Annotated in this window: 16 protein-coding genes; 7 read left to right on the plus strand and 9 right to left on the minus strand. The window is 39.3% G+C overall.

The features are described from left to right. Positions 1 to 398 precede the first annotated feature (398 nt). From PV02_RS10815 to PV02_RS10825, 3 genes are all read left to right on the plus strand, one after another. Positions 399 to 1,523 (plus strand): serine hydrolase domain-containing protein, encoded by a 1,125-nt coding sequence (locus PV02_RS10815; protein ID WP_256623431.1) that lies wholly within the window; start codon positions 399 to 401, stop codon positions 1,521 to 1,523. Positions 1,524 to 1,765: 242 nt separating this feature from the next. Continuing rightward, positions 1,766 to 2,551 carry a helix-turn-helix transcriptional regulator gene (locus tag PV02_RS10820; protein WP_256623432.1) on the plus strand — a complete coding sequence of 262 codons (786 nt, stop codon included), beginning with the start codon at positions 1,766 to 1,768 and terminating at the stop codon, positions 2,549 to 2,551. 122 nt (positions 2,552 to 2,673) lie between these two features. Continuing rightward, positions 2,674 to 3,063, plus strand: a complete 390-nt coding sequence (locus PV02_RS10825) for a DUF6326 family protein (protein WP_256623433.1) — start codon at positions 2,674 to 2,676, stop codon at positions 3,061 to 3,063. Positions 3,064 to 3,192: 129 nt separating this feature from the next. Here PV02_RS10825 and PV02_RS10830 read toward each other — a convergent pair whose 3' ends face one another. Then, a complete protein-coding gene (locus PV02_RS10830) occupies positions 3,193 to 3,327 on the minus strand; it encodes a hypothetical protein (RefSeq protein ID WP_256623434.1) in 135 nt (44 codons plus the stop codon). A 306-nt stretch (positions 3,328 to 3,633) separates the two neighbouring features. Here PV02_RS10830 and PV02_RS10835 point away from each other — a divergent pair, with 306 nt between their 5' ends. Together PV02_RS10835 and PV02_RS10840 are read left to right on the plus strand one after the other, a co-directional pair. Beyond that, positions 3,634 to 3,963, plus strand: a complete 330-nt coding sequence (locus PV02_RS10835) for a GYD domain-containing protein (RefSeq protein ID WP_256623435.1) — start codon at positions 3,634 to 3,636, stop codon at positions 3,961 to 3,963. Between the two features lie 352 nt (positions 3,964 to 4,315). After that, positions 4,316 to 5,101 carry a helix-turn-helix transcriptional regulator gene (locus PV02_RS10840; protein WP_256623436.1) on the plus strand — a complete coding sequence of 262 codons (786 nt, stop codon included), beginning with the start codon at positions 4,316 to 4,318 and terminating at the stop codon, positions 5,099 to 5,101. A 541-nt stretch (positions 5,102 to 5,642) separates the two neighbouring features. Here PV02_RS10840 and PV02_RS10845 read toward each other — a convergent pair. The 6 genes from PV02_RS10845 to PV02_RS10870 all read right to left on the minus strand — a co-directional run bounded on the left by PV02_RS10845 (position 5,643) and on the right by PV02_RS10870 (position 10,208). Beyond that, a complete protein-coding gene (locus PV02_RS10845; protein ID WP_256623437.1) occupies positions 5,643 to 6,302 on the minus strand; it encodes a DUF2238 domain-containing protein in 660 nt (219 codons plus the stop codon). Positions 6,303 to 6,330: 28 nt separating this feature from the next. Then, positions 6,331 to 6,711 (minus strand): hypothetical protein, encoded by a 381-nt coding sequence (locus PV02_RS10850; RefSeq protein WP_256623438.1) that lies wholly within the window; start codon positions 6,709 to 6,711, stop codon positions 6,331 to 6,333. A 345-nt stretch (positions 6,712 to 7,056) separates the two neighbouring features. Continuing rightward, on the minus strand, positions 7,057 to 8,061 hold the full coding sequence (locus PV02_RS10855; RefSeq protein ID WP_256623439.1) for a glycoside hydrolase family 16 protein: 1,005 nt from the start codon (positions 8,059 to 8,061) through the stop codon (positions 7,057 to 7,059). A 47-nt stretch (positions 8,062 to 8,108) separates the two neighbouring features. Further along, the gene (locus PV02_RS10860) at positions 8,109 to 9,305 is read right to left on the minus strand and encodes a glycosyltransferase family 2 protein (protein ID WP_342765641.1); all 1,197 of its coding nucleotides are present in this window, start codon (positions 9,303 to 9,305) and stop codon (positions 8,109 to 8,111) included. A gap of 2 nt (positions 9,306 to 9,307) precedes the next feature. Beyond that, positions 9,308 to 9,802, minus strand: a complete 495-nt coding sequence (locus PV02_RS10865; protein WP_256623440.1) for an archaeosortase/exosortase family protein — start codon at positions 9,800 to 9,802, stop codon at positions 9,308 to 9,310. Between the two features lie 7 nt (positions 9,803 to 9,809). Then, positions 9,810 to 10,208 (minus strand): hypothetical protein, encoded by a 399-nt coding sequence (locus PV02_RS10870; RefSeq protein ID WP_256623441.1) that lies wholly within the window; start codon positions 10,206 to 10,208, stop codon positions 9,810 to 9,812. Between the two features lie 613 nt (positions 10,209 to 10,821). On the opposite strand from PV02_RS10870, the gene PV02_RS10875 reads away from it, so the two are divergent. Both PV02_RS10875 and cas1 read left to right on the plus strand, forming a co-directional pair. Beyond that, positions 10,822 to 11,505 carry a DUF5661 family protein gene (locus tag PV02_RS10875; RefSeq protein ID WP_256623442.1) on the plus strand — a complete coding sequence of 228 codons (684 nt, stop codon included), beginning with the start codon at positions 10,822 to 10,824 and terminating at the stop codon, positions 11,503 to 11,505. Positions 11,506 to 11,637: 132 nt separating this feature from the next. Beyond that, positions 11,638 to 12,285, plus strand: coding sequence for a CRISPR-associated endonuclease Cas1 (cas1, locus tag PV02_RS10880; protein ID WP_256623443.1), 648 nt, complete (start codon positions 11,638 to 11,640; stop codon positions 12,283 to 12,285). A gap of 10 nt (positions 12,286 to 12,295) precedes the next feature. Here the strand turns inward: cas1 and PV02_RS10885 are convergent, their stop codons facing one another. Both PV02_RS10885 and PV02_RS10890 read right to left on the minus strand, forming a co-directional pair. Next, entirely contained in the window at positions 12,296 to 12,892 is a 597-nt protein-coding gene (locus PV02_RS10885; RefSeq protein WP_256623444.1) for a hypothetical protein, read from the minus strand. A 16-nt stretch (positions 12,893 to 12,908) separates the two neighbouring features. Beyond that, the gene (locus tag PV02_RS10890; protein ID WP_256623445.1) at positions 12,909 to 13,616 is read right to left on the minus strand and encodes a hypothetical protein; all 708 of its coding nucleotides are present in this window, start codon (positions 13,614 to 13,616) and stop codon (positions 12,909 to 12,911) included. Between the last annotated feature and the right edge of the window lie 106 nt (positions 13,617 to 13,722).

Raw genomic sequence — 13,722 nt, forward strand, 5'->3', positions numbered from 1 at the left:
CTTATGAAAACCTATATATTATACATTTCCACTACATAAAAAATTCAAGGTGAATAAGCCTTTGTTTTGACAAAAAAACCAACCCGGATATTACCTTTCAAATAACTTCGAATTGACATTCTTTCCAGAGTATTGAAGATTCCTACGTAGTTAAGAGAGAAATCTTTCAAGAGAAAAAAACATTTAAAGAATAAAATAGATAGAGGTGGCAATAACACCCACGATAACAAGGTATGGTAATTCCATTATACTGATAAGCAATATAAGTAAATATCATTGTCTTGTGTGTTCACATTTATTCAGGCATTCATATGGGACCAACTGACCAGAACGAGCCATACAGAGCTAATATTGCTCATGAAGGTATAGCAGAGAAACTGCAGGAGGTACTGAATAGTATGGCTAAGGTGCGAGATGTCAATCATGCTGTTCTTGCAGTTGAGAGCATCGATGGATCCTTTCGCTGGTCTGGTGCAATAGGAATAGCGCATCCCGATGGAACACCCATGAGGACAAACACACCTTTCTGGATAGCCAGTGTCACTAAGCTCTATATAGCATCAGCAGTGCTTAAACTTCATGAGCAGGGACACCTTAGTATCTATGAGAAAATGACATCATATTTGCCCCGAAATTTAACAGAAGGGCTTAATAGAACAAAAGATGGTGTGGATCACAGCGATAAGATAACCCTGCTGCATTTGTTAAGCCACTCTTCAGGTATTCCCGATTATCTTGAGATCCATCAAAAAGGCGAGAAACTCCTGTGGAACAGCATTCTTGAAGATGGTGACCGCTCATGGTCTATCGAAGACAGCATACAACTTGTCAGGAATGTGAACCATCCTCTCTTCAGGCCCCAGCCAATGGATGTGAAAGGAAGGAAGTCCCGCTATTCTGACACAAACTTCCAGCTGCTTATTGCTATAATTGAGAATGTTACCGGAAAACCTGTTCACCATGTTTTTGAAGAGATGTTCTGCAGGCCACTGAATCTGAAAAGGACCTATTTTCCCTCAGCATCAGCTTACAAAAGATTTCCTATAGCTGCTAGTATCTGGTACAAAGACCAGAGCCTGGATCTTCCATATGCCCTTGAATCTGCCCGGGATCTGATCAGCACAGCAGATGAACTTATAATTTTTATGAGAGCACTTATCAGGGGAGATTTCTTTGACGATCCAGGCACTACTGAGCTGATGCAGAGTGACTGGAACAGGTTTGGCTTAATGCTCAGCCCCGTAGCTCCCGGATGGCCCATTGAGTATGGTCTGGGGATAATGCGCTTTAAAGTCCCTCCGCCATTTTCTTTCTTCCGGTCATTCCCGGAACTTCGTGGACACACAGGGGTTTCCAGCGCATGGTTATTCTACTGTCCGGAGATAGACATGATAATAACAGGCACTGTAAGCCAGCTCAGCGCGGTAGCTGTACCATTTAAACTTGTTCCAAAAATAGCAGGCCTTCTTTCCAGGGAGCTCAGGACCGGGAATTATTCAGATAATGCCTTTTTTCCTAAATAATCTGTCCGTCCAGAACTTTTCCATGGGGAAAGGGTAAATAAAGTATAATCTCCAGAAGTTCTTGGTTTACAGATAATAGAAATAACGGTTTGCGGGCTCGATACTCTTTGTGATTAATTTTAGAGGGTATATGGTTCATGAACATTTCTACGGAGTCTGACTTTGTATTATTTATAAGCATTCAAATTAAATTAGTATAACTAGGAGTAACCATACAAATAATACTGTGAGGGATGTGCGGTATGAAGAAACCGTTACTTGATGTGCTGTTTGCTTCAGAGAAGAGAAAACAGGTGATCTTGCTGTTAAGGGATGGAGCAAAGGAAATGCAAGATCTCCTGAGTATTCTGAACACAACAAGAAATGCACTGCTTTCACAAATAAGAATGCTTGAAGAACACTACCTGGTATCACACTCTCAGGACACATATGAATTGACAACCCTGGGAAAAATGGTTGCCGATCAAATCGCTCCTTTGGTTGGCACTGTTGAGACTTTCGGTTCTGATGTTGAGTACTGGGGAACACATAAAATTGATTTTCTCTCCCCGGACCTATCAGGATCGATTACTGCAATGAAGGACTGTGATATAGTGAGCCCTTCAGTCACAGAGATGTACGAGATCCACAAGTCATTTCAAAGGAACAGCAAACTGCCTACCTTCATATATGTGGTTACTCCGTTTCTTTACCCTAACTACCAGGAGTCGTTTTCTGAGATGCTTGGAAACGGTGTTAATTTATATTTCATTATTCCCCGGGAAGTGCTTGACAAGATAAAAACCTCTCATCGTGCAGATTTTGAAGAATTCATGAAGAGTAAGCATTTGCATCTTTTTATGTACAATAGGAAAATGGATTTCTTATTCTTGGTAGTTGATGATTTCCATCTGTTGATGGGCCTGTTTAAGAAGAACGGGGATTATGATAACAGATACCTCCTATGCAGTGGCATCAATGCCGTGAACTGGGGGAAAGCCTTTTTTGAATATTGTCTGGAGGATTCTACTCCTATAGCTGAAATCTGACGATCTCAAACTTTTCGGAGTGAGGAACATCACATAAACCAAATACCAGAATAACACAATAATAAATTAATGAATAGCATCAGATAAATTCACTTTAACATATCCTAAAGGAGGTGTAGGTTTTGGAAGATTGGAAGATAAGGACCTCAGTACTCTGGCTGCTTGCATCTATTGCCTTTTTAGCCCATCAGATAATAGTTCTTATGGAACCTGGGGTTATAGCACAATTAATGGCGGGAGAAGCGGAAGGGCAGAGAATAAGCCCTGGCATGATACTATTCTTTTCAATCCTGATCCTGGTTCCAATGGTTATGGCTTTCCTGTCCCTTACCCTGAAAGACCCGCTGAACCGGCGGTTAAACATCCTCGTGGGCGCGGTCTTTGCTCTCCTGTGGTCCTTCAGCGTAATTGAAGCTATGCAGTCTGCATACTGGGGAGGAGCACTAATAACGCTCTCAGCGGTCGTGGCTTCGGCACTCATCGTCCGGTATGCACGGAAGCATCGCATGTAAGTGGATAATAAAAGCAGGTCCATTATTCTTTTTTCCAAGGGGCTCTTAATAAGGCTCCGTTTTCCTGTTAACTGTAGCCCAGGAGCAGATATTACAATAAAATGAAAAAAGGGCTTTAGGTTGAGAAAATCAGGTCACGGCATCAACTAGAGAACCTTCCGGGAATATTTCCCGGAATACGAAACCAACAAGCTGACCTGCGAAAAGTACTATCAGAGGATATGCAAATGCAGCATTAGCAGCAAGATCATAAGCCCATGTCAAAGGTAGGTCTCTCTTAGCCAGGTCACTTTGATCATATCTGCAGAAAATCCCTGATGGAATGTTATGTTGTACGCGGTCATTACAAGTGCCATAAAGCAAACATACATGTATATGTATCAAAAAAATTTGGCATCTTCTTATAATACGAGTTAGTAAACGAATCAACGATAAATTTAACGCCTGTTATCCCTGCTTGCAATTAAACTCATTTCTATGACCCCCCTCCGGTACTTCAAATTTAGCAGATAGGTATAAGTGGTATCACTTCGAATGTTAAATTGAGGTAATCAAGTGGGAGGGAAACAAATGCCAGATTATTTACTCCAAATATCATTTACGCCTGAGGCAGTAGCAACATTAGTAACAAATCCTCAAAATCGTGAAGAAGTAGCATCTTCCTTAATTGAAAGCCTTGGAGGGAAACTTAAGGGTTACTGGTTAGCACTTGGTGATTATGATGTGGTAGAAATCGCATCACTGCCTGATAATGTGAGCGAATTAGCTCTCTCAATGGCTGTCATGGGCGGAGGTGCTGTAAGGGTGTTCAAGACTACCCCGTTGCTATCGGTAAATGAGGGCATTGAAGCCATGAAGAAAGCATCGGGATTGGGATATAAACCACCGGCAAAAAGTTAAGGCTAATCACTTTTTTGATTAGATATGAGTCGGTTCTTGGATACGTCATATGGACTATGAAGAGATATTCAAATGCAGGCCAATATTGAAAAAAACATGCAGCTTTTATCTATATCTCTTTTTGTTTGAAGAAGGGTACCAGACTGATAAGCCATTCACAATTATTTACTTAAGGGAGAGGCGAGATATATGAAAGGATGCCGGCCATTGTTTAAAATGAACGGTGCTGGAACTTCGGATTATTTATAAGTACTCAGATTAAATCAGTATAAATAACAGTGGGCACACAATTTAACACTGTGGAAGTGAGAGGTTAAATGAAATTTAGATTTGTCAGAGAGGAACATATCCTATGAAAAAGCCTCTACTTGATGTCATCTTTATGTCAGATAAGAGAAAGAGTACTCTTCTGCTGTTACAAGATGGGGCAAGAGAGATGGAGGATTTGCTCACATCATTAAAAACAAACCGACAATCATTGCTTCCTCAAATAAGGGTACTTGAAGAGCATAATCTTGTTTCTCACGAAAAGGACGTTTATGAACTGACACCTATAGGCAAGTCAATTGTCGATAAGATGGCCCCTCTCGTTCACACTACAGAGGCGCTTGATGTTGATATTGATTATTGGGGAACCCATGATATCAGTTTCATTCCACCTGGTCTCTTAGAGAGAATGGATGAGCTTACACCATGTGCTATCATGAGCCCGTCTACTGAGAAGATATATGAGGCTCATTATGAATTCAATCAAATGACAAAACAGCAAAAATTCCAGTTCTCGATCACCAGTTTCTTCTATCCGAACTTTCCAGTGATATTCGAAGAATTGTTATCCAGCGGCGTAGAGATGCATGTAATCGTTTCTCAGAGCCTGTTTGACAAATTAAAAGCTGATAGTTACGAAGATATACATAAAATAATAAGCCATAAGCTAACCAAGTTCTATGTATATCCGAAGAAAATGAATTTTCTGGCCTTCGTGTTCAATGAGGCCAGTGTTATGATAAGTCCCCTGAAGAGCACCGGAGAGTTTGACAACAGGCATGTTCTTTGCAAAAGCCCGGGTGCTGTCCGGTGGGCAAAAGAGTTTTCTGAACATTACTTAAAAATGTCAGTACAAATAACTGAGATTTGACCTGGTCCGAAAATACCAATCTTTTAATTTCATTATCTTACGTATCTTCAAGCCCTTTTAAAAGGAACTTTGCTTCTGAAAGGATCCACTCTCAAAGAATCCAATCGTCAAGCCTATTTCGGATTTTGGCGGTATAATGATGACTGCCACCAAAGAGGGGAGGATATAGGGAAGTAATTCCTGACGCGGTATTTCTAAATTACGCAGAGCCAGGACCAATCCGGAGAAACGCACCTCGCTCCCTGCATTTTCTTATCTTTCCCCTTCACCGCCTCACACGATCTCCCACGTCCTTTTGATGAACAGGCAGGCAATTAAGGATGCCCTTAACGGTGCCTGTAAGTTTCTTCACCTGGAAGAAAGTTATTCGCTCGACAGGTTTTCAAATAACTGTGCCTCTAAAACGCGGAATGAAGCAGGGATCAGGCCAGGGATTTACCTGGTTGCGACCGACCCGGAACTAAAGAGGAGTATGGATATGAAGTATGGACAGGAAGAAGTACAAAAGTGAAAGCAGACCTGGAAAAATATGTCTGATCAATCATGCATTGAATCCTTCTACAGCATTATCGATGCTCTTCTTTAGCTTCTTTTGCTTCTCTACGAACTGTTTTACTAAATTATCCCTTGGATACCTAAGATAAAACAATCCTGTAAGAGAGATGATCAATGCTCCGACTGTATCGGCAACAAGGTCTGCCATTGTGTCTGTCAGGCTTGAGAGCTGTAATTCTGTTCCAAATAAGTAGTCGACAGTGAATTCAGTTATTTCCCATAAGGTTCCGATTGCCACAGAAAAAGCAAATGCAAAGATCGCTACCATACCGGGACTGAGTCTGGCGGATTGAGGCCTGTGCTTAGTCAGTTCAAGGACAAGCAAGAAACCGATGGAGCCAACAACGAGGCCTAAAAGGAGATGTACAAAGAGGTCCCACCACCAGTATTTTTCAAAATAGCCTATAAGGCTCCCTAATATTGCAGACATGTAAAGGTAGATAACTATCTGCGTTACGATAAAATCAGGGTAATCTACAGATATCCTTCTGTTGAGAACACTAGGCAGAAAAATCAGTAGTAGAGTAAGCACAGAGAGGATCAGACTAAACCAATTTCCCTGAATAAGGAAAACGATCTGGACCAGAACCACAAGAAGTATTGTTATCGAGAATAAAGTTATCTTTATCCGATTTTCGAAATCCACACATATCATCCCCAACCATTCTTATAATCTAAAATATAGATCGGGTAGTATTTAAGATTTTGATCAACCAAGCCTCTTTATCCCCAGAGTCTGCAAAAGTTGTGTAACCAGATAGTATGAATCCTCCGTCTATTGTCTGCTGAACGGAATAAGCCCGGTCATAATCTATATCACCGAACGTCTTGTTCCATTGTTCGTCTCCTGTTTCACTGGTTTTGATCAACCAGGCATCCCATTCGCCTTCACCAAAAGAATTTGTATGACCTGCGAGTACATATCCACCATCTGATGTTTCCTGGACAGAATTGAAAATATTAGAATTTCCTGGACCGCCAAAAGTTATGTTCCATTCTTCTGCTGGTGCCTCTATAGCAATGGCAGTTCCCACAGTCATTAATAGCAAAGCCATTCAAAACTTGTCAGTATATTTTGTTCAACTCTCATTTTCGTACCACCTAACATTAACAGTTTCATCCAAGTCTATAGAGATCACTTTCATAAGGCAGGACATGCCAAGAATCATCGCATTCAAAAAAAGAGGTAGTGAGGCCTTGCCAACCTTAACAGACAGATACGAAATTATAGTAACAACTCAGATTTCCAAATATATTAACATTATCAATTAATTTTATGTATTTGTTTAAGTATATCTTCTAAATATATCAATACTAATCCCATTAACAGCGCTAAATAATAAGCAAGTTCAGGAGATAAGTGGACCGATAATAAACTGAGTTTTGAAACAAGTTCGTTGTTAATGTCTGATCCAGTCCACGAGAAGGTATTGGTCGGATGTTGCTGCCGTGCCCGATAGCCAATTTGGATACCATGCGTTTACCAGAAGGTGCATGGAGTTCGTGGTCGTTTCATCTGTCCATCTCTGCATCAGCTGGCCGTCGACATAGAAGCTCAGGTTCCCCGGGTAGAAATCGAATCTGTATTCGTGGAAACCAGCCGTTGGATCAAAACCCAGACTCTCAGTAGCAATGTGCTGTTTTCTTCCATCTACGTAAGTAGTGAACGATATATTGCCGTCAGGCTCATTGTATATCTCAATATCGATTTCATTATGATAATCCGGGTCCATGTACAAGAAGAAGCCTGTGATAGAAGAGGGTGCATTTGGAAGCTTCATCATTATGCGGTATGTGCCATACTGATAGACATCCGCAGATTGGATCTCTCCGCCACTGAGCGTACCTGCAGTAAGTTTGATCCTCAGGTTACCATTACTGACATTAATGTTAGCTGGCTGGAAATCTGTTCTCTCTAACTTGAAAGATGATTTCGACCAGCGATCCGTGTCAAAGGATTCAAAATCATCAACGAAATTAAAAGTCTCAAATGCACTTTTCTGCTCAGTACGCGCCAGCTCAGTAGCGCTTGCATCTTCAGGCTTATTCTTCCATACAGCCATTACTACATTGTAACTGCCTGTCGTCAGTAACGAGTCTGACGGCACGTACCATGTCATGTTTTGTGTGCCTGATACCTCTCCGGGGGTCAGTGTAACCGACCGAGAGGGTATATTGTGCCATTTTCCGGCACCATCCTGAACGCTGTATCCTACCCAGAAAGTCCAATTCTCAGTACCGGTATTCTTGAAACTGAGAGAAGATACAACCGCATCTCCCGGATAGTAGGTGCCGGATGCCGGATTAAAGGATGTTATATCTGCGCTTACTGAAGAGGTATATACTGATATAATAAGTAAAAATAAAACAATGACAACTGCCACTAAAGCAATCTTTTTCTTCATCTGTTTGTGTTCCTTCTTTTTGACCGCATTACTTATTTCCAATTCATTTATAAATCAGGAAGATCGAGTTCGTTCTTGCCCAACCTGTTTATCTTGTTCCACGAGGTCTTTTTCCCCCTTATGTAATCTATAAAAGCATTTAAGGTGACGAGACAGATTATTTGCCTGTACAGTACAATATGGAATGGCCAGTAAAAGTACAGTCTTTTATCTTCATGGTCTATCAGAATAGTGTACATGATCAGTATATTCTGCATAACCAGCATTGTAGATAGTAAGGTTAACAGGTAAGGAGAATTGCCATAAAAGGCCACTCTTATCACCAGATACAAGAATATGAACAGGAGAGCAATATTCATAAAAAGCGTATATACTGTAAAAGGCAGGCCCACTATTCCTAGTTCTTTGCCAGATTTGTAGCTGAATAAGATGTTCTTATACTTATTTACTATCTCAAAAGTGCCATAAGTCCATCTATACCTTTGCTTGTAAAAGTCCTTATAACTTTCAGGTGCCTCTGTGTACGCAATTGCTTCCCCGGTATACTCGATCTTGTACCCTCGTTTACTGATAGCCATAGTTATGTCCATGTCCTCCACAACTGTGTCCAGTGAATAGCCCCCTACTTCCAAAACCACATCTTTTCTAAATGCTCCAATGGCACCCGGTATCACCGGAACGCAGTTTAAGTTTGTGAACATCCTCCGATGTAAGTTCAATCCGATAATATATTCAAGCGCCTGATTTTTTAAGAGAACTTTTTTTCTGTTCACCACTTTCACATTACCAGCGACAGCGGCAGTTTTAGGATCTGAGAATGGTTTCAATAATTTTGACAGAGTATCACTTAAAAATATTGAATCGGCGTCTACACAAACCAAAATACTACCTTTGGAATGCTTGGTCCCAAAATTCAAAGCACTGGCTTTTCCACCATTTGGTTTTGTCAATACCACTACATTCTTGTAACGGAGGAAAGATCTTGCGACCTCAAGTGTCCTATCTTTACTGCCGTCATCAACTATTATGATCTCATATTTATCATAGGTCTGGGATACCATACTTTCTACACAATTGCTTAAAGTAAGCTCTTCGTTATAACAGGGTATAATGATTGAAACAAAAGCATCACCATCATATTTCCCATAAAATGAATTCGTATAGTGCCGTACAGAGCAGATGAGATACATAATCGTCTCAAAAGTGAATATATAAGCAAAAGCAATTAGTGCCAGACTCGCCATATTTACAAACCCCTCTTTAACTTAATGTATCCAAAAGTGCTAAGGAACAAGAGTAGTGTCACTATTGTGAAGATCACCAGGATCACCTGCCCCACAGTATCGTGAAATAAGGTCATCAGATGTATGTCTTCTGTGTAGGTCCCTAAGCTGATTCCTATGATGATCCTTGCAATATTTGCAAGATAGATCAGTGGTAATAGCAGAAGGGACAAAAGCCTGTGTTTTAATCTGATATCCGGCAGTACGAACATTGTCAATAAAAAAATTGAAATGAACATGAGGCCTGTACATTCAAAGGATATAAGAATTGGGACTATATATTCATCCATTTTCAGGAATAATATGTTTCCTGAAGTGGCTGGGACTATTCCTATAATGTAAGCTAGCAAAGTTGCTACGTATAGGTTAGTTAATTCGGACAGGGCAGCATTTTCAAAGTACGTAAGAGCGATAAAACTGAGTATTATCAGGACTGTGAGCCTTCTGGATATGTTCATGGAGCCTCTATATAATCCTTTTTGAAATGTAATATGCTATGCACACGAACGCCACAACAACCAGAAAGTTTACCGGCATTGAGATCAGATAATTTTTATCGCTGCCGAAAGTATTTTGATCAGATGTGGAGACCTTATGTTTTTGTGTATTAACCAGTCGATTCACTATCTCTTCGGAGGAGTACCAGGATTGCTCCACATACCAAAAAGTACCATTGGCGCCTTCTGCTACCGGCATGCCGTAATACTCTGACAGATTTTTGTCTATTTGAGTACCACTTGGAGGATTGACAGTAAGATCAATAGCCTGAGCCGACTCATTTGCAGTTTTGGAAGTTACCGGAGTTACAGTAACAAGTACTACAAAGAATGCTATCAAGCAAGTGCATAGAGTTCTCTCTGTCAACTAATTCCACCACCCCGCTGGAAACCAACTGTTTGAAGCTTGGTTTACTTACTCCCAATGGCACCTTTTAAACATGCAACTATTTAGTCTTTTGCGTCAGCAGAAACTTTCTTCTTTGGCACACAACTTTCATCAAGAAGTATGTTTTCTATAAATCTTAGGCAAGTAATTAAGTAAGCATGAATAGCAAACAATTCTAACAAACTTTTGTTGCAAAAGGCATTCAGAAAAAGCTAATCAAAGTTAAAATGCTTGGAATCGCGATTGATCCTGAAGAAAATAACCTTGTCAAGTACTCATTGAGCATTGAGAAAAGAACCTTGTTGACTTCTGCAAGCCGGAATACGCTATTGGAAGGGTCTCAAGGCTGAGAAATCGTTTATTCTGAACTCTTTTGTCGGAAAGATATATCGGCCCTTACTGTAGGAAATGAATAAACGGAAACCTTTCTTAAGCCGCTTAAAATAAACATATGCAGATTCTGGCTTATGAAGGAGTATTCTAGATTGATATTTCCAAAATACCATATATGATTAAGCAAGATAATATATGTTTCTCTATAGCACGAAAATGCTCTAATAACCATTTGGGAAAGTAAACATGGGGAATCAGAATGAAGTTAGCAATGAAGATATGCTGTTCATTAATAGCTCTGGTAATGGCATCACCCACTATTTCTTTTGCTAGTGAGTACGAAGACTGGAAGACATCTAACAGCGTCACTGCCGAAGACGCTTTTAAGATTGGTGAAAAGCTTGGCATAACATGGGAACCCACGGGGGACGGGAACTATATAGCGATTGACAAAGGATTTGATCTCGAACAGTTCACAGAGGGCATGAATGTCGAACTGGAGCATGGAAAGCGATATAAGGTTACTAGCGTGACCTATGACAATCAACTCAAGACCGGCAAGGTTGCTCTCGCCCATCTGAATGAGTTCCCGGATTATTATACAAGGCTTGAAGCGATGGAAGTGGAAGCACACGAAGAATGGGAAGCCGGGAACCTGCAACTACCTGTCGTGACCGACCCCGCCATGGATACTGTGAAGACGTTCACCACTGAAGAAGCACAGGCAATAGGCGAACAACTGGGTATCACATGGGACAAGTTTGATGTCGAGCAGTTCAGGGCAGGGATGGATATAGAACTTGAACACGGCAGCGTGGATAAAGTAACCGATGTCACACATAATGATCCACTGCTGACTGGTAAAATAGCTCTGGGTCACCTGGTTGAATTCCCGGACTACTACACCAGACTTTACGAAATGGAGGAAGAGGCCGAAGCTTAATGAGAGGATATAGAGGGAATAACTCCCTCTTTTTTAGTCTTATGCTATCTTATTAAGCACCCTAGAATCTACTAAGAGCTTAATAGATAAGGAAAACGGTATTCTTTTGATGAATATTAGCTATATTTGCTTGTGGAAAATCTAACTTCTGTTGATCCAGAGTTAATCAATAAATTCCTTGTCATGTTGAATTATGGCTATGCACTCCTTGAAGCTGAGTGTATGAGAGCCATTAATGCTGTTGGAATGGATGTTCATGTAGGCTTTTTGCATGAGATGGCAACAGGTAAGAACAGTTTAGCCTATGATTTCCAAGAGCCTTTCAGATTCCTTGTTGATCTGGCAGTAATCAATCTTATTGAAACAGATAGGATGGAGAAGAAGGACTTCATCAGGACTGATAATTATGCACTCAGGGTTAGACCAAGTGGTGCTAAGAAACTTACAGAAGAGTTCCAGACTTGGATGAATAAAAGTGTAACTTATCAAGACAAATCAATGATGTGGAGCTATGTTCTTTTACTCAAAACAAGAGAGCTGGCTCAGTTCCTCAATGGCAAAACGAAGAAGATTGATTTTGCGACTCCTTCATATACTATTGAAAGGCAGGATACTGATGAGATCAGGAAGAAGATTCTTGCTATCAGCTATACAGAATGGAAAGATATGGGATTCTCAAAGGGTACTCTCCATTACATGAAGCAAAATGCAAAAGGGGATAAACCGTTTACAATGAACAAGCATGTAAGGGAAAGATTGGAAATGTGGGAAGAAAGCTGATAAGATATTTTTATCTAAATGTTCTTTTGACAGAATTCAGAATCTTTGATATTCCTTTATTCTTGGATTTTGGTTTTGTTTGTGGTATTCCTTTTTGTTTAGGTTCTGGTTCATGCCCGATTTTTTTAATTGGTTCAGCTATTCCCTTTTTATTCCCACAATAAATGCATTCTATTTCGAAGTAGTCAAAGTATTCATCGCTTCTAATTAAACTTTTCAGATATTTATGACTGCATTCTTTTTTTAATTTTTCTTCAGATTTTTGTTCACACCCCTTGCAAATGTTCGTTAAGACAAAACTATTTTTGTCTTTATAGTATGATTTAATACATTCTGGACAAAATGCACCGCCACAAGTTGAACAAATTAATGAATTTTGTCTTTCAACAACTACTTCGATAATTTCATCAATTACTAAACCTCTCTCAATTTTGGACCTTGTTTGTTTTTCTGTTACTAACTTAATCTCTATCTCTTTTTTACAATAATCACATAGCAAACTAGATTTTTGAATTATGTTTGATACATTTTGTGTGTACTGTATCTTAGCACCATAATTTCTGTTTGTGTTATCTCTATTAGTGTAATCTCTATCAGCCAAACCCATTCCTAAACCTCCCTAATTATCTCATATATACAAAAACCCCATGTCTTCTGAAAGAACGATACTCACTAAACGTACCCAAAAGCATTAAACAAATACCAGCTATCCAAAAGATGTTAGAACTTGTAGCGTCACTAAATGCCATAGCAAAAGTTCCACTACTAAACAGTATAAATCCAAAGAACAACAATGCAAGCCCTATTAATCGCAAACCCCAACAATACAAGTCATTTTCTAAATTGAATGAATCTACAATTTTTGCTATAAGCCAGGTAGAAGCTAAAACAACATAAAGAAGAATAAAGAATATGAGAGAATCAAACATTCCTCCAATCACTGAATTATATATTATATGATTTGAAAAAACGACAATTGATGCTGCAAACAAAATCTGCTCAGTAAATTTTTTGTTTTTTTGAATTATACGATAATTCATAAGCCAATAATTATAGCCTGTCCAAATTACGATTAATATTAATATTGTAGTAACAACTTGTGTTGTATCTGAAAAATTAAAACTGTTTTGGAAATCTGTTAAAAAGTAAACAAGCTGATTTTTTAAAGATTGATCTGTTGAAAAGCCGGCATCATTGCCTGAATTTAAAAAAATAATCGCCAATATGCACAATATAGGGATAATTTTAAAGTAATTACGATATTTAGGATTATTTACATATCTTGATAGCTTGTATTTTAACTTGATTTTGCCACTTTTTCCATGTTTCATATAATAAGTAATTAAAAGAGTTATGTATAAATGTTTTGTTATAATCCTAAACAGAATTAATTTAAGATAAGAGTTCGGTTTTTTATGCTTTTGAGATTAACAGAAC

Origin of the sequence: Methanolobus chelungpuianus, from assembly GCF_024500045.1 — an archaeon.
Taxonomy (GTDB): Archaea; Halobacteriota; Methanosarcinia; order Methanosarcinales; family Methanosarcinaceae; genus Methanolobus; species Methanolobus chelungpuianus.